This window comes from Aeromonas sp. R1-1, assembly GCF_040908495.1.
Taxonomy (GTDB): Bacteria; Pseudomonadota; Gammaproteobacteria; order Enterobacterales; family Aeromonadaceae; genus Aeromonas; species Aeromonas veronii.
On the sequence record NZ_JBFODV010000147.1, the window covers coordinates 1 to 15,956 of the forward strand.

A 15,956-nucleotide genomic window follows, 5' to 3' on the forward strand; every position below is an offset into this window, starting at 1 on the left:
GACCCCTACTCCTCTGATTGGTCTGCCGCTGGAGAGCTATCTGTTTGATGCCCTGCTGCTGATGACCCGCCATCGCATCAAGCGACTGGTGGTATGGCGTGGCAACGAGGTGGCGGGGATCCTGCAACTGACCCAGGTGCTGGGGCTCTTCTCGACCCACTCCCACGTGCTGACGTTGCGTATCGCCCGCGCCGACAGCCTGCCAGCGCTGGAAGCGGTCGCCCGCGAGCAGCAACAATTGACCCGCTCGCTGTTTGCCCAAGGGATCCACACCGCCTTTTTGATGAAGCTGATCGCCACCATCAACGAACAGCTGATCGCCAAAGCCTTTGCGCTGGTGATCCCCTCCGAGGTGCAGGATAAGGTTTGCCTGCTGATGCTGGGCTCGGAGGGGCGCGGCGAGCAGATCCTCAAAACCGATCAGGACAACGCCCTGATCCTGCCAGAGGGGCTGACATGGCCCACCCAGACAGCCGATCTGGCCGAATTCAGCGGTCTGCTGGAGCAACTCGGCTACCCGCTGTGCCCCGGGCAGGTGATGGTGAACAATCCGGCCTGGGTAAAAACAGGCATCGAGTGGCAAAGCGCCATTGCCTGCGCCTGCACCACGGCAAAAGAGGATGAGCTGCTCTGGCTCGCCACCCTGGCCGATGCTCACCCCATCGCGGGGGATCGACAGCTCCATCTGCCGGTGGCCAGAGCGCTGCGCGAGCAGTTGGCGGACAGACGGGATCTGCTGGCGGAGATGGTGCGACCGGCAGTGGCCTTTCATGCCCCCCTCACCCTGTTTGGCCGGCTGGAACAGCCACCGGAAGGGCTGGATCTGAAGCGGGGCGGCCTGTTCCCGCTGGTGCACGGTATCCGCATGCTGGCCCTTGAGGCAGGCATTCTGGAGACCTCAACCCTGGGGCGTATCGACGCGCTGGTGGCAGCCGATCGGCTCAGTGCCGACTATGGCAGCAATCTGGCAGAGGCGTTCCGGCTCTTTATCCGACTGAGGCTGCGCAGCCAGCTCAAGGGGGGCAATAGTCGGGTGCAGACAAGCGAGCTCAGCCACAGCGAGCGGGATCTGTTGCGTCAGGCGCTGCATCAGGTGAAGAAGTTCCAGCAGTGGCTCACCTTGCACTTTCGTCTGAGACAATAGCCATGTTGAGCCGTGTTCGACGCTACTGGTATGGCCGTGCGTTCCGAACTGGCGAGTTCGCGCCGCTCTTTGCCACCCCACCGGAAGATGAACGGATCGCCCTCGATTTCGAGACCACCAGTCTCGATCCCGAGCAGGCCGAGATCGTCTCCATCGGGGCGGTGCGCATTCAGGGTAACCGGCTGCTGACCGGCGAGGCCCTAGCCATCAAGGTGCAGCCACCGGCCAGCCTGACCAGCCAATCGGTAGTGATCCACGGTCTGCGCCATCAGGATCTGCAACAGGGGATGGAGCTGGAAGCCGCGCTGCGCTTACTTTTGGCGTTTATCGGCCCCCGTGAACTGCTGGGCTATCACATCGCCTACGACCTGCGCATTCTCAATCTTGCCTGCCAGAAATTGTGGGGATTGACCCTGCCCCAGCGAGGGATCGAGGTGAGCCAGCTCTATCACGACCACCTCTATCGCCGCTATCCCGATGCGGCCATTGACCTTCACTTAAGTGCCATCTGCAGCCACCTTGAACTCCCATCCCTGCCCGCCCACGACGCCCTTGCCGATGCCACCACGGCCGCGCTCATCTACCTGCGCCTGACCTGCGGCTCGCCGCTCACTTATCCCAAAGTCTAATTGTCGAGAAATAACATTTAATTCACATTTTGCTTACATGAGCAGATTGCCTGCTCGTCGGGGTTACCCCATCCACCGCTGACACTCATGTCATGGAGAACTGCAATGGAACAGCAAAGCTATCTGAGGATCCAGCAAGATCCCAACTTCCAGGAGCTGGTCGCCAAGCGCCAGCGTTTTGCCTGGGCCCTCTCGGCTCTGATGCTGGGACTCTACCTGGCGTTTATTCTGCTCATCGCCTTTGCCCCCGGTTGGCTGGGCACCCCCTTGAGCGAAGGGTCGACCATTACTCGCGGCATTCCTGTCGGGGTAGGATTGATCCTCTCCTCCTTCGTGTTGACCGGCGTCTATGTCTTTCGCGCCAACGGCGAATTTGATGAACTGAACCAGAAGATCCTCAAAGGGGTGCAATCATGAAAGGCAAGTTGCTGCTGTTGACCTCACTGGCCTCCTCTCCCCTGCTGGCGGCTGATGCAATCTCTGGCGCCGTGGAGCGTCAGCCCCTTAATGTCGCCGCCATCGTGATGTTTCTGGTGTTTGTGGCCGCTACCCTGTTCATCACCTACTGGGCCTCCAAGCGCAACCGCTCGGCTTCCGACTACTATGCCGCCGGTGGCCGTATCACCGGCTTCCAGAACGGTCTGGCCATCGCTGGTGACTATATGTCCGCCGCCTCCTTCCTCGGGATCTCCGCGCTGGTCTACACCTCCGGCTATGACGGCCTTATCTACTCCATCGGCTTTCTGGTGGGCTGGCCCATCATTCTGTTCCTGATCGCCGAACGGCTGCGCAATCTCGGCAAATACACCTTCGCCGATGTCGCCTCCTATCGTCTGAAGCAGACTGAAGTGCGTACCCTCTCCGCCTGCGGCTCGCTGGTGGTGGTCGCCCTCTACCTGATCGCCCAGATGGTCGGTGCCGGCAAACTGATCGAGCTGCTGTTTGGCCTGCAATACCATGTGGCCGTGGTGCTGGTCGGTATCCTGATGGTGCTCTACGTGCTGTTTGGCGGCATGCTGGCCACCACCTGGGTGCAGATCATCAAGGCAGTGATGCTGCTCTCTGGTGCGTCCTTCATGGCCATCATGGTGATGAAGTCAGTCAACTTCGACATCGGCGCCCTGTTTAGCGAAGCGGTCAAAGTGCACGAGAAAGGCTCCGCCATCATGAGCCCGGGCGGGCTGGTCTCCGACCCCATCTCCGCCATTTCGCTCGGTCTGGCATTGATGTTCGGTACCGCCGGCCTGCCCCACATCCTGATGCGCTTCTTCACCGTGAGCGATGCCAAAGAGGCGCGTAAATCGGTGTTCTACGCCACTGGCTTTATCGGCTACTTCTACATCCTCACCTTCATCATCGGTTTTGGCGCCATCCTGCTGGTGAGCACCAATCCGGCCTTCAAGGATGCCACCGGCGCCCTGCTGGGCGGCACCAACATGGCAGCCGTCCACCTGGCTGATGCAGTGGGTGGAAGTCTGTTCCTCGGCTTCATCTCTGCCGTGGCATTTGCCACCATTCTGGCGGTAGTCGCCGGATTGACCCTGGCCGGAGCCTCTGCGGTCTCCCATGACCTCTATGCCAGTGTGTTGAAGAAGGGCAAGGCCAACGAGACTGATGAACTGCGCGTCTCCAAGATGACGACTCTGGTACTGGGTGTGGTTGCCATTGGTCTGGGGATCCTGTTCGAGAAGCAGAACATCGCCTTCATGGTCGGTCTGGCCTTCTCCATCGCCGCCAGCTGCAACTTCCCGGTGCTGTTCCTCTCCATGTTCTGGTCACGCCTGACCACCCGTGGCGCCGTCTACGGTGGCTGGCTGGGACTGGCGAGCGCAGTGACCCTGATGATCCTGGGTCCGACCGTGTGGGTGAAAGTGCTGGGCCATGCCCAGGCCATCTTCCCCTACGAATACCCTGCCCTCTTCTCCATGGGGTTGGCCTTCGTCGGGATCTGGTTCTTCTCCATCACCGACAGCTCCCAGAACGCCGCCGACGAGCATGCCAAGTTCCTGCCGCAGTTCGTTCGCTCCCAAACCGGGCTGGGGGCCTCTGGCGCTACCTCCCACTAACAGATCAAGTTCATCCTTCCAAGCCGGCCTCGCGCCGGCTTTTTTTATTGCCCATCAATCGGCTGCACGCCCCGCTTGCCCCGATCAAGATCACACTTCTCGCTAAAACTTTCGGGGGATCTGTGCCATAATGCGCGCCATTTGACAGACCAATCGGGACACATACCTTGTTAAGTAGCAACAACATCACCATGCAGTTCGGCGCCAAGCCGCTGTTTGAGAACATCAACGTCAAGTTTGGCGGCGGCAACCGCTATGGCCTTATCGGCGCCAACGGCTGTGGCAAGTCCACCTTTATGAAGATCCTCGGTGGTGATCTGGAGCCCACTGGCGGTAATGTGAGCCTGGACGTCAACGAGCGCATCGGTAAGCTGCGTCAGGATCAGTTCGCCTACGAAGATATGCGCGTACTGGACGTGGTCATGATGGGTCACACCGAGCTGTGGGCGGCTATCGCCGAGCGCGATGCCATCTACGCCAACCTCGAAGCCACCGACGAAGACTATATGAAGGCCGCCGAGCTGGAAGGTCTGGTCGCCGAATATGACGGCTACACCGCTGAAGCGCGTGCAGGCGAGCTGCTGCTGGGTGTCGGCATTCCCCTTGAACAGCACAACGGCCCGATGAGCGAAGTGGCCCCAGGCTGGAAACTGCGGGTGCTGCTGGCACAGGCGCTGTTCTCCAACCCTGACATCCTGCTGCTGGACGAACCGACCAACAACCTGGATATCAACACCATTCGCTGGCTGGAGCAGGTGCTCAACGAACGTGAAAGCACCATGATCATCATCTCTCACGACCGTCACTTCCTGAACTCCGTCTGTACCCACATGGCGGATCTGGACTACGGCGAGCTGCGCGTCTATCCGGGCAACTACGACGACTACATGCTGGCCGCCACCCAGGCGCGCGAGCGCCTGCTGGCTGACAACGCCAAGAAGAAGGCCCAGATCGCCGATCTGCAATCCTTCGTCTCCCGTTTCAGCGCCAACGCCTCCAAATCCCGTCAGGCGACCTCCCGTCTCAAGCAGATCGACAAGATCAAGATTGAGGACGTCAAGGTCTCCAGCCGCCAGAACCCCTTCATCCGCTTCGAGCAGGACAAAAAGCTCTATCGCAACATCCTGGAAGTGGAAGGTGTATCCAAGGGTTATGGCGACGGTCCCCTGTTCAAGGGCCTCAACATGATGATGGAAGTGGGCGAGAAGGTCGCCATTCTGGGTACCAACGGTATCGGTAAATCCACTCTGATCAAGACCCTGGTCGGCGCACTGGCACCGGATACCGGCACCATCAAGTGGTCCGAGAACGCCCAGATCGGTTACTACGCTCAGGATCACGCCGAAGACTTCGACACTGATCTCAACGTATTCGACTGGATGGCCCAGTGGAAACAGGAGAACGAAGACGAGCAGGCTGTACGCTCCATACTGGGCCGTCTGCTCTTCTCTCAGGACGACATCAAGAAGCCGGTCAAGGTGCTCTCCGGTGGTGAACAGGGCCGCATGCTGTTCGGCAAGCTGATGATGCAGCGCCCCAACATCCTGATCATGGATGAGCCGACCAACCACCTGGACATGGAATCCATCGAATCCTTGAACATGGCACTGGAGCTCTACCAGGGGACCCTGATCTTCGTCTCTCACGACCGCGAATTCGTCTCCTCTCTGGCGACCCGCATCCTGGAGCTGACTGAAGATGGCATCCGCGACTTCGGCGGCACCTACGAGGATTACCTGCGCACCCAGGGTGTGGTATAACCCCGCACCTGCGCAAGTTCGCAATGAAAAACCGGCACACACGTGCCGGTTTTTTTATATTCCGTATTTAGACGATTGAGATGGCGTATAGCAGTGATGTGACTACACACCACAGAGCAAAGAGCAGAGAGCAAAGAGCAAAGAGCAAAGAGCAAAGAGCAAAGAGCAAAGAGCAAAGAGCAAAGAGCAAAGAGCAAAGAGCAAAGAGCAAAGCTTGAGTCTCCCCCCTCTTTTGCCCACAGATAAAAAAACGGCTCCATCAAGGAGCCGTTTTCAATGGGTTGCGCAGTGCCGATTACTCGACGGTCGCTTCCACACTGGTGAAGTACTCGATCTTGGCCGCTTTGCGCAGCTCGTCGATCAGAGACTTGTAATCCACCTGGGCTTTGCCCTGACCCAGCTGAGCTTGCAGCATGGCAGCCATACCGGATGCGGCGGCAGGGACGTTAACCTTGTCCAGCGCAACCACAACTCGGTCACCATTGGTCTCGGCAACCAGAGCCACGCTCGGCTTGCCGTCGATCGGATGGGGCAGCGTGAACGCCTGGGCAATCAGGTTCTGATCCAGCTCGCGATCGAAGCGGGCAACCCCTTTGTGGGTCTCCACTTTCAGACCGAGTGCAGTCAGATCGGCGGTGATGCTCTCACCGACTTTAAGCTTGTCCAGCAGGCCCTGGGCCTTGCCACGGGCCACTTCACTGGCCTTGTCATGCTTGATGGCGGCAATCACCTGCTCTTTCACCTCGGCCAGCGGCTTGACCGCTTTGGGCTTGTGACCCGTGATGTGCAGCACAAGCGCCTTGCCGTCAGCCAGCTCGATCACGTCGGAGTTGGTGTTGTCATCGCGCAGCTGTTCGGAGAACGCCACGGAGAGCACCTTGGGATCGTTCAGCGGAGCCGGAGCAGTCGCCTGGGTGAAGAAATCGGAAGATTGAACCTTCATCCCCATGGCATCAGCGGTCAGATCCAGCGAGTCCGGGTTTTCGAAGCTGTTGTCAGCCATCTTCTGCTGCTCGGCGAAGAATTTCTCCTTGGCCTTGTCAGCTTGCAGACGAGTGATGGTCTCTTCTTTCACATCGGCAAACGGCTTGGTCTGGGCTGCTTCAACCCCCAGCAGCTTGATGATGTGGAAACCGAACGGGCTCTTCACCACGCCGGAGAGATCGCCAGCCTTGTCCAAGGCGAACGCGGCTTTCTCGAAGTCCGGATCCATCACCCCTTTCTCAAACCAGTCCAGCTCGCCGCCTTTTTTGGCAGAGAAGGTATCGGAAGAGTCAGCCTTGGCCAGCGCAGCGAAATCATCGCCCGCCTTGGCTTTGGCCAGCACGGCTTCTGCTTTCTGCTCGGCCGCTTTCTCATCCTTGCCAAACGGGATAAGGATGTGAGCCACGTGGCGACGCTCGGCACGCTGGAACAGATCCTGGTGCTGGTCGTAGTAATCCTGGGCATCCTGCTCGGTGACCTTGATATCCTTGGCGAGGTTGGCAGCGTCCAGCAGCAGATAGTCGACCTTGACCTGCTCATCGTTCATGAAACGGGCGCCATTGGTCTTGTAGTACTGCTCCAGCTCGTTGTCGGAGACCTGAACATCAGCCATGTAGTTGGCGGCAGCCAGACGCACCAGACGCAGATCGCGAGTCTGGTTGTAGAGCTTGTCGAGCTGCTCCGCTTCGCCCTTGAGGGAGAATTCGGTGCCCAGCAGAGCGCTCATCAACTGTTGACGCACCATGTCCTGACGCAGGGAGTCACGGAACATTTCGGGAGTCATGCCGGCACGGCGGATCAGCTGCAGATAGCGATCATTGTTGAACTTGCCGTTCTCGGCAAACTCGGGCATGGCCACGATGGCCTGCTTGATCTGCTCATCGCTGACGCGCAGACCCAGCTCGCGAGCCTTGCTGTCCAGCAGCGCCTGATCGATCAGCCGATCCAGCACGCCGCGGCGGAACTGTTTCATGTAATCGGGGTTCGCGGCCAGCTGGCTGAATGCCTCTCCCATCTGGGATTCCATGCGGGCGCGCTCGTTACGGTAGGCATTTTCCAGTGCCGCAGCACTGATCTCGGTGCCATTGACGGTGGCGGGGGCGGTACGGGCCGGGCCGTTCAGGTAACTACCTACACCAGCCAAGGCAAAGGAGAGGATGATCAGGCCCAAGATAACCTTGGCTACCTTGCCCTGCGCCCCTTCGCGTAGTTTATCCAACATCATGTTTGTACTTATGCTCCCGAACTCGATGGGCGTAAACAATAAAAAGGCGCACCGATTGCGATGCGCCTTGGTCAATCAGTATGAGAGAAGACTCTCTAACTTGTCTGGTCTGCGACCAAGGACGGTAGCCGACGGATATCAGCGACCGACTTAGTTAACAGCGTCTTTCAGGGCCTTACCGGCTTTGAAGGCAGGAACTTTACCAGCAGCGATTTCGATGGTCGCGCCAGTCTGCGGGTTACGGCCTGAACGGGCAGCACGCTCGCGCACAGCGAAAGTACCGAAACCAACCAGAGCAACCTGGTCACCCTCTTTCAGCGCTTCACCAACAGCATCAATGAAGGCATCCAACGCACGGCCAGCGGCAGCTTTGGAGATATCGGCACCGTCTGCAATCTTGTCAATCAGTTGAGATTTATTCACTCTTATATTCCCCTTTTATCAAACACCGCTGCGGCGCTGATTTCCCTGGCCACAACAAGTGGAGGTTTTATAGCAAGCCTCCTGATCAGTTGCAAGTGACAATCTGGCGCAAACCCGCGCCACACAACGCATTGCGACTCATCACGAGTACCCGATCGGTGGTCAAGGCTACTTCCGTTATCGGGCGCATGCAAGCCTTAACCACCCGTCGAATGCGCCAAATTTGCGGCGCATCAACATTTACACGACAGAAACGCGCTCAAACCCCTGTGGATTGTCCTGCAACGCCAATTCCAGCACCTCGTCAATCCAGCGAACCGGATAAATTTCAAGGTCTTGTTTGACGTTTGCCGGGATCTCCTCAAGGTCACGCTCGTTCTCTTTCGGAATAAGCACTCGCTTGATGCCGCCACGATGGGCTGCCAGCAACTTCTCCTTGAGACCACCGATGGGCAGCACTTCGCCGCGCAAGGTGATCTCCCCTGTCATAGCCACATCAGCACGAACCGGATTACCGGTCAAGCTGGAGACAAGGGCAGTACACATGGCGATACCGGCGCTCGGACCATCTTTCGGGGTTGCCCCTTCCGGTACGTGCACGTGGATATCGCGCTTCTCGTAGAAGTCGGCATTGATGCGCAGCTTCTCGGCACGGGCTCGTACGACCGTCATGGCCGCCTGGATTGACTCCTGCATCACATCACCGAGGGAACCGGTATAAGTGAGCTTGCCCTTGCCCGGCATGTTGGTGGTCTCGATGGTGAGCAGATCGCCCCCCACTTCGGTCCACGCCAGACCACACACCTGACCCACCTGGTTCTGGTCGGTGGCCTTGCCGTAATCGAAACGCTGCACCCCGAGGAACTCCTTGAGGTTCTCCTGATTGACCTGAACATGCTTGATGCTCTTGTCCAGCAGGATGCGCTTGACCGCCTTGCGACAAATCTTGGAGATCTCGCGCTCCAAACTCCGCACCCCCGCCTCGCGGGTGTAGTAGCGGATCACTCCGACCAGGGCAGAATCTTCGATGGTGATCTCGGACTCTTTCAGGCCGTTGCGCTGGATCTGCTTGGCAACCAGATGCTGCTTGGCAATGTTGAGCTTCTCATCTTCGGTGTAACCGGAGAGGCGGATCACTTCCATCCGGTCCAGCAAGGGACCCGGGATGTTCATGGAGTTGGAGGTAGCCACGAACATCACGTCCGACAGGTCATAATCCACTTCCAGATAGTGATCGTTGAAGCTGTTGTTCTGTTCCGGATCCAGCACTTCCAGCAAGGCGGATGCGGGATCGCCGCGCATGTCCGAGCTCATCTTGTCGATCTCGTCGAGCAGGAACAGCGGGTTCTTCACACCGACTTTCGCCATCTTCTGGATGAGCTTGCCAGGCATGGAACCGATATAGGTACGGCGGTGACCGCGTATCTCCGCTTCGTCACGCACCCCACCGAGGGCCATCCGCACATATTTGCGGCCTGTCGCCTTGGCGATGGATTGGCCCAGCGAGGTCTTGCCCACACCGGGAGGCCCAACCAGACAGAGGATGGGGCCCTTGAGCTTGTTCACCCGTGCCTGTACCGCCAGATATTCGAGGATGCGATCCTTGACCTTCTCGAGGCCATAGTGATCGGCATCCAGCACCTCTTGCGCCTTGCCAAGGTCTTTCTTGACCTTGGATCGCGCCTTCCAGGGCACCTGTACCATCCAGTCCACATAGCTGCGAACCACGGTAGCCTCGGCGGACATGGGAGACATCATCTTCAGCTTGGCAAGCTCGGCCTGGGCCTTTTCACGGGCATCTTCCGGCATGCCAGCCTCTTCAATCTTGCGATTGAGGGCTTCAAACTCATCCGGGCTATCTTCCAGCTCACCCAGCTCTTTCTGGATGGCCTTCATCTGCTCGTTGAGGTAATACTCGCGCTGACTCTTTTCCATCTGCTTCTTGACGCGAGTACGGATGCGCTTCTCGACCTGCAGCAGGTCAATTTCCGACTCCATCATCGCCATCAGGAATTCGATGCGCTCGGAGACAGAGACGATCTCCAGCACCTTCTGCTTGTCTTCCAGCTTGAGCGGCATGTGGGCCGCCATGGTGTCAGCCAGACGCGCAGCATCGTCGATCGCCGATATCGAGGTCAGTACCTCGGGCGGGATCTTCTTGTTGAGCTTGATATAGCCTTCAAACTGGCCGATGGCGGAGCGAACCAGCACTTCCTGATCCTTCTCCTCAATGGCTTGGGAGGGGATGTACTGGGCCTCGCAGACAAAGAAATCCTTGTCGTCGATCATCCGCTCCAGGCGGGCACGCTGCCCACCCTCTACCAGCACCTTGACGGTGCCGTCCGGCAGCTTGAGCATCTGCAGAATATTGGCCACTGTCCCGACGGTGAAGATCTCCTCCACAGTCGGCTCATCGGTTGACGCATCCTTCTGGGCCACCAGCAGAACTTTCTTGTCCTGCTCCATGGCCGCTTCCAGACAGCGAATGGATTTTTCCCGCCCCACAAAGAGTGGAATGACCATGTGGGGATAAACCACCACGTCACGAAGAGGCAGGACGGGAATCTCGATGCGTTCTGAACGCTCTAGGTTCATATATGTCCTCTCGGCTTGTTATACCGTTGGCAAAGCGCTTGGCTGAGTATATGGGGGCGCTGAGATGAGATTCAATCGCCGAAACCGTAAAAAGCATGAAAGGGGCAAAAAGCCCCTTCCATTTGATTAAAAATCAGACATTTACTCTGATGCAGCAGCCTGGGTTTCGGGATTTTCGTAGATCATCAAGGGCGCAGAGTCCCCTTTGATCACGGTCTCGTCGATCACCACCTTGCTGACCCCTTCCAGAGAAGGCAGGTCATACATGGTATCCAGCAGCACGGCTTCCACGATGGAACGCAAACCACGAGCACCGGTTTTACGCTCCATCGCCTTGCGAGCAATGGCGTTGAGTGCGTCGTCACGGAACTCCAGCTCGACCCCTTCCAGGTCGAACAACGCAGCGTACTGTTTGGTCAGCGCGTTTTTCGGCTCTTTCAGGATCTGGATAAGGGCAGACTCGTCCAGCTCGGTCAGGGTCGCGACCACCGGCAGACGGCCGATGAACTCGGGGATCAGACCATATTTGATCAGATCTTCCGGCTCTACCTTGGCGAAGGTCTCGCTCAGGGTGGCCTTGGCATCCTTGGATTTCACCTCGGCGCCAAAACCGATACCGGTTCCCTTCACGGAACGCTGCTCGATCACCTTGTCAAGACCAGCAAAGGCACCGCCACAGATGAAGAGGATCTTGGAGGTATCAACCTGCAAGAACTCCTGCTGCGGATGCTTGCGACCACCTTGCGGCGGCACGGAAGCAATGGTCCCTTCGATCAGCTTGAGCAGTGCCTGCTGTACCCCTTCCCCGGAGACATCGCGGGTGATGGAGGGGTTGTCCGACTTGCGGGAGATCTTGTCGATCTCGTCGATATAGACGATGCCACGCTGGGCCTTCTCTACGTCGTAGTCGCACTTTTGCAGCAGCTTCTGGATGATGTTCTCCACGTCCTCGCCCACATAACCGGCTTCGGTCAGGGTGGTCGCATCGGCCATGGTGAACGGCACATCCAGCAGACGAGCCAGAGTCTCGGCCAGCAGGGTTTTACCGCTACCGGTCGGGCCAATCAGCAGGATGTTGGATTTGCCGAGCTCCACACCACTGTTTTCGCCGCTGTTGCGCAGACGCTTGTAGTGGTTGTAGACGGCAACGGCCAACACCTTCTTGGCGTACTCCTGCCCGATCACATAGTCATCGAGATGAGCGCGGATCTGATGAGGGGTCGGCAGCTCGTTACCATCGCGCTTGGGCGAGATCTCGCGGATCTCTTCGCGGATGATGTCGTTGCACAGCTCGACGCACTCATCACATATGTAGACGGAAGGGCCAGCGATCAGCTTGCGCACTTCATGCTGGCTTTTGCCGCAAAAAGAGCAGTAGAGCAGCTTATCACCCTCACCCTTGCGTTTCTCTGTCATTCAGCAACCTCGTTTTATCAATAGAGGATGGATCGGCCTGTTGAGTTTACAACAGACCGGGACACCCTGCTCAGCTACGCTGGCTCAGGACACCGTCAACCAGACCATAGGCCACGGCCTGCTCGGCGGACATGAAGTTGTCACGATCGGTGTCACGCTCGATGGTAGCCATGTCCTGACCGGTGTGGAACGCCAGGCGCTCGTTCAGGGTATTTTTGATCTTGAGGATCTCCTGGGCGTGGATCTGGATATCAGATGCCTGCCCCTGGAAGCCACCCAGCGGCTGGTGGATCATCACGCGGGCGTTAGGCAGGCAGAAACGCTTGCCCTTGGCACCGCCAGCCAGCAGGAAGGCACCCATGGAGCAGGCCTGCCCCATGCAGACGGTGCTGACATCCGGCTTGATGAACTGCATGGTGTCGTAGATGGACATGCCCGCAGTCACCGAACCACCCGGCGAGTTGATGTAGATATAGATGTCCTTGTCCGGATTCTCGGACTCGAGGAACAGCAGCTGGGCAACCACCAGATTGGCCATGTGATCTTCAACCTGACCAGTCAGGAAGATCACCCGCTCTTTCAGCAGACGGGAGTAAATATCGTAGGAACGTTCACCCTTGGCAGTCTGTTCGACCACAATGGGGACCAGCGCATTGCTGGGAGAATCGGTCATATCGTTATAGTTCTTGTACATAAGGCATTGTCCCTAAAATAAAATGGCCCGAGTGGAGATCACACGAGCCATTATACTTAACAGTCTTGACCTTAAGTCAAATGTTCTTAGGCAGCGGCGCCAGACTTGTTGATCACTTCGTCAAAGGCAACTTCTTTTTCGGTCACTTGCGCTTTGGACAGGATCAGGTCGATGGCTTGATCTTCTACTGCCAGGTTACGAACGCCGTTCAGCATCTGTTCGTTCTTCTGGTAGTACTCGATCACTTCCTTCGGATCTTCGTAGGCAGTCGCCATGGACTCGATGATGCTGTTTACACGGGCATCGTCAGCCTTGATCTCGTTGGTGCGGATCACGTCACCCAGCAGCAGGCCTACGCGTACACGACGCTCGGCTTGAGCCTGGAACAGTTCAGCCGGCAGCTCGGGAGCGTTGCCGCCCTGGAAGCCACCGAAACGCTGCAGAGCCTGCTGACGCAGTGCGTCGATCTCTTGCGCAACGGCAGCTTTCGGCAGATCGATTTGGTTGGCTTCAACCAAGCCGTTCAGAACCTGCTCTTTCACGCTGTTTTTCAGGGCTTGAGCCAGTTCGCGCTCCATGTTCTTGCGCACTTCGGCTTTCAGCTCTTCAACAGAACCGCTTTCGATACCGAAACGCTTCACGAACTCTTCGGTCAGCTCAGGCAGGATCTGCTCTTCAACCTTGATCAGCTTGGAAGCGAACTTGGCCTCTTTGCCTTTCAGGTTTTCAGCGTGGTAGTCAGCCGGGAAAGTCACTTCGATGGTGAACTCGTCGCCCGCTTTCTTGCCCAGGATGGCGTCTTCGAAGCCCGGGATCATGCGGCCAGCGCCCAGCACCAGGTTGAAGCCTTCAGCTTTGCCGCCGTCGAACTCTTCACCATCGATGGAACCGACGAAGTCCATGGTCACACGCATGCCATTGGCAGCGGCAACATCGGCATCAGCCCAGGTAGCGTGCTGCTTGCGCAGGGTGTCGATCATGTTGGCCAGATCTTCGTCCTTCACGGTCGCAACCGGCTTCTCGACCTTGATGGTCTCGAGACCTGCAACTTCGAACTCCGGATACACTTCGAAAGTGGCGGTGAATTCAAAATCCTGACCTTCTTTGATCTCTTTCGGATCCATGGTCGGGGCACCGGCTGGGCTCAGTTTGTTTTCGATGATGGCTTTGATGAAGTTGCTCTGCATCATTTCATCAGCAACGCGGGCGTGAGCCATGGCGCCGAACATCTTCTTGATGATGGCAACCGGAGCCTTGCCAGGACGGAAACCGTCGATGCGACGAGTTTTGGCCAGGCCATTCAATTCTTTACGCACAGCGGCGTCTACGGTAGCGGCCGGTACAGTGATGGTAAGACGGCGTTCCAGACCCTGGGTTGTCTCTACAGAAACTTGCATTCTTCTACCTCGTTCAACTCAGCACTGTGTGCTGACCCTTTATTGCCCCTGGGCAAAGCCCGGAGTCTTCCTGTTTATAAAGACAACGATATGTCTTTGTGATGAGAAAATATGACGCGGCATTATAGCGGCGCACTTTGGTCGAGTCGAGCCACACATCCCCCACATTGAGCGGCGTGCAAGCACAATTCGTGCAAAACTGCCCTTTATATGGGGAGAGAGGTGCCAGACTTCAACTATCCGATGGCAATAATTTTGCGTTTGCTCACCTTTTTTCATCCGAACGCCGCTTTATTGCCCATCTTTCGCCGAAACACAGCCCACCGTTGCGGGCGGCGACTCAATTTGTCCAGCCAAATGGCGATTGGGCCAATCAACCATTGCGTCCCTCCCCCTCCCTCGTTATGGTGGCAACCAAATTGATGATCTGGAGTCACTCACATGGCCTTTTTCCGCTTCTTGTTCAATCTGCTCTGGTTTGTACTGGGAGGTATCTTTATGGGCCTGGCCTGGTGGCTGGCCGGTCTTGTCTGCTTTATCTCGCTGGTCGGCATCCCCTGGGGACGTGCCTGCTTCGTGATCGGCACCTTTACCTTCTTCCCGTTTGGCAAGCAGGCGGTCAACCGCAAGACCATGACCGGCCAGAGCGATATCGGCACCGGCACTCTGGGGCTGATTGGCAACATCCTCTGGTTCGTGCTGATCGGTGTCTGGCTCGCCATCGGCCACATCGCTTCCGCGCTGGCCTGCTTCGTAACCATTATCGGTATCCCGTTCGGTATCCAGCACCTCAAGCTGGCGCTGATCAGCCTGGCTCCTATCGGCCAGATGATTGTGACCAACCAGGAGGCGGAATCGGGCCGCTATATCCGCTAAACACGGGAAATGCGCGGGCAGACGCTGCCCTGCAACGAAAAAAAGGGCAGACTAGGGTCTGCCCTTTTTTATTCTCTTTTGTTGAGGCCATCATGTTACCCAGCCACTTTTTCGCCAATCTCGCCCGCATGAAACTCATCTACCGCTGGCCCCTGATGCGCAACATCCAGCCGGAAAACATTGCCGAACACAGCCTGCAGGTCGCCATGGTGGCCCATGCCCTCGGCATCATCAAAAACCGGCTGTTTGGCGGCAGCGTGAATGCCGACCGCGCCGCCGTGATGGCCCTCTACCACGACAGCAGTGAGGTGCTGACCGGCGATCTGCCTACCCCGGTCAAATACTTCAACCCCGAAATTGCCCGCGAGTACAAGAAGATAGAACTGGCCGCCGAGCAGCGTCTGCTTGGCATGCTGCCGCCGGAACTGGTGGAGGACTTTCGCCCCCTGCTCGATTCGGCAGCCCAGGATGACGAGCTGGCCAGGCTGGTCAAGGATGCCGACACCCTCTGCGCCTATACCAAGTGTCTGGAGGAGATCAACGCGGGAAACCGGGAGTTCGAACCGGCTCGCAAACGCCTTGAGGCCATGCTGGCAGCGCGGATGAGCGATGAGATGCGCTACTTTATCGACACCTTTGTGGCCAGCTTCTCCCTGCCGCTCGATGAGCTCAACGCTCACTAAGCCAGTCTACATGACCTGAAAACAGAAGAGCCCGCCGGTTTAACACCGGCGGGCTCTTCGTCTT

At 57.6% G+C, this 15,956-nt stretch carries 13 protein-coding genes; 7 read left to right on the forward strand and 6 right to left on the reverse strand.

Annotation, left to right across the window (positions count from 1 at the left end):
* The 5 genes from AB5Y92_RS08555 to AB5Y92_RS08575 form a co-directional block, all read left to right on the forward strand.
* A partial coding sequence (locus AB5Y92_RS08555; RefSeq protein ID WP_368226467.1) for a putative nucleotidyltransferase substrate binding domain-containing protein occupies nucleotides 1-1,144 on the forward strand: 1,144 nt, incomplete at its 5' end.
* A 2-nt stretch (nucleotides 1,145-1,146) separates the two neighbouring features.
* Nucleotides 1,147-1,773, forward strand: a complete 627-nt coding sequence (locus tag AB5Y92_RS08560; protein WP_368226469.1) for a 3'-5' exonuclease — start codon at nucleotides 1,147-1,149, stop codon at nucleotides 1,771-1,773.
* 105 nt (nucleotides 1,774-1,878) lie between these two features.
* The gene (locus tag AB5Y92_RS08565) at nucleotides 1,879-2,190 is read left to right on the forward strand and encodes a DUF485 domain-containing protein (RefSeq protein ID WP_040068110.1); all 312 of its coding nucleotides are present in this window, start codon (nucleotides 1,879-1,881) and stop codon (nucleotides 2,188-2,190) included.
* Nucleotides 2,187-3,839, forward strand: coding sequence for a cation acetate symporter (locus AB5Y92_RS08570; protein WP_047434904.1), 1,653 nt, complete (start codon nucleotides 2,187-2,189; stop codon nucleotides 3,837-3,839). The genes AB5Y92_RS08565 and AB5Y92_RS08570 overlap by 4 nt, the downstream gene beginning before the upstream one ends.
* Before the next feature lie 167 nt (nucleotides 3,840-4,006).
* Nucleotides 4,007-5,599, forward strand: coding sequence for an ABC-F family ATPase (locus AB5Y92_RS08575; RefSeq protein WP_040068106.1), 1,593 nt, complete (start codon nucleotides 4,007-4,009; stop codon nucleotides 5,597-5,599).
* A 295-nt stretch (nucleotides 5,600-5,894) separates the two neighbouring features.
* Here AB5Y92_RS08575 and ppiD read toward each other — a convergent pair whose 3' ends face one another.
* The 6 genes from ppiD to tig all read right to left on the reverse strand — a co-directional run bounded on the left by ppiD (nucleotide 5,895) and on the right by tig (nucleotide 14,333).
* Nucleotides 5,895-7,808, reverse strand: coding sequence for a peptidylprolyl isomerase (ppiD, locus tag AB5Y92_RS08580; protein WP_368226470.1), 1,914 nt, complete (start codon nucleotides 7,806-7,808; stop codon nucleotides 5,895-5,897).
* Nucleotides 7,809-7,958: 150 nt separating this feature from the next.
* Nucleotides 7,959-8,231, reverse strand: coding sequence for a nucleoid-associated protein HU-beta (gene hupB, locus AB5Y92_RS08585; RefSeq protein ID WP_005315375.1), 273 nt, complete (start codon nucleotides 8,229-8,231; stop codon nucleotides 7,959-7,961).
* Between the two features lie 240 nt (nucleotides 8,232-8,471).
* Entirely contained in the window at nucleotides 8,472-10,826 is a 2,355-nt protein-coding gene (gene lon / locus AB5Y92_RS08590; protein ID WP_005336976.1) for an endopeptidase La, read from the reverse strand.
* 141 nt (nucleotides 10,827-10,967) lie between these two features.
* Nucleotides 10,968-12,242, reverse strand: coding sequence for an ATP-dependent protease ATP-binding subunit ClpX (gene clpX, locus AB5Y92_RS08595; RefSeq protein WP_005336977.1), 1,275 nt, complete (start codon nucleotides 12,240-12,242; stop codon nucleotides 10,968-10,970).
* 70 nt (nucleotides 12,243-12,312) lie between these two features.
* The gene (gene clpP / locus AB5Y92_RS08600) at nucleotides 12,313-12,936 is read right to left on the reverse strand and encodes an ATP-dependent Clp endopeptidase proteolytic subunit ClpP (RefSeq protein WP_005336979.1); all 624 of its coding nucleotides are present in this window, start codon (nucleotides 12,934-12,936) and stop codon (nucleotides 12,313-12,315) included.
* A gap of 86 nt (nucleotides 12,937-13,022) precedes the next feature.
* Nucleotides 13,023-14,333 (reverse strand): trigger factor, encoded by a 1,311-nt coding sequence (gene tig / locus AB5Y92_RS08605; RefSeq protein WP_005345092.1) that lies wholly within the window; start codon nucleotides 14,331-14,333, stop codon nucleotides 13,023-13,025.
* A gap of 441 nt (nucleotides 14,334-14,774) precedes the next feature.
* On the opposite strand from tig, the gene AB5Y92_RS08610 reads away from it, so the two are divergent.
* A complete protein-coding gene (locus AB5Y92_RS08610; RefSeq protein WP_158110079.1) occupies nucleotides 14,775-15,209 on the forward strand; it encodes a YccF domain-containing protein in 435 nt (144 codons plus the stop codon).
* A 92-nt stretch (nucleotides 15,210-15,301) separates the two neighbouring features.
* Nucleotides 15,302-15,892, forward strand: a complete 591-nt coding sequence (gene yfbR / locus AB5Y92_RS08615) for a 5'-deoxynucleotidase (protein WP_047436789.1) — start codon at nucleotides 15,302-15,304, stop codon at nucleotides 15,890-15,892.
* Nucleotides 15,893-15,956: the final 64 nt, after the last annotated feature.

Excerpts from the sequence above, each read along its gene's own strand:
- ppiD (WP_368226470.1), bottom strand. The coding sequence starts at position 7,808 with ATGATGTTGGATAAACTACGCGAAGGGGCGCAGGGCAAGGTAGCCAAG.
- lon (WP_005336976.1), bottom strand. The coding sequence starts at position 10,826 with ATGAACCTAGAGCGTTCAGAACGCATCGAGATTCCCGTCCTGCCTCTT.
- clpX (WP_005336977.1), bottom strand. The coding sequence starts at position 12,242 with ATGACAGAGAAACGCAAGGGTGAGGGTGATAAGCTGCTCTACTGCTCT.
- AB5Y92_RS08565 (WP_040068110.1), top strand. The coding sequence starts at position 1,879 with ATGGAACAGCAAAGCTATCTGAGGATCCAGCAAGATCCCAACTTCCAG.
- clpP (WP_005336979.1), bottom strand. The coding sequence starts at position 12,936 with ATGTACAAGAACTATAACGATATGACCGATTCTCCCAGCAATGCGCTG.
- tig (WP_005345092.1), bottom strand. The coding sequence starts at position 14,333 with ATGCAAGTTTCTGTAGAGACAACCCAGGGTCTGGAACGCCGTCTTACC.
- AB5Y92_RS08560 (WP_368226469.1), top strand. The coding sequence starts at position 1,147 with ATGTTGAGCCGTGTTCGACGCTACTGGTATGGCCGTGCGTTCCGAACT.
- AB5Y92_RS08610 (WP_158110079.1), top strand. The coding sequence starts at position 14,775 with ATGGCCTTTTTCCGCTTCTTGTTCAATCTGCTCTGGTTTGTACTGGGA.
- AB5Y92_RS08570 (WP_047434904.1), top strand. The coding sequence starts at position 2,187 with ATGAAAGGCAAGTTGCTGCTGTTGACCTCACTGGCCTCCTCTCCCCTG.
- yfbR (WP_047436789.1), top strand. The coding sequence starts at position 15,302 with ATGTTACCCAGCCACTTTTTCGCCAATCTCGCCCGCATGAAACTCATC.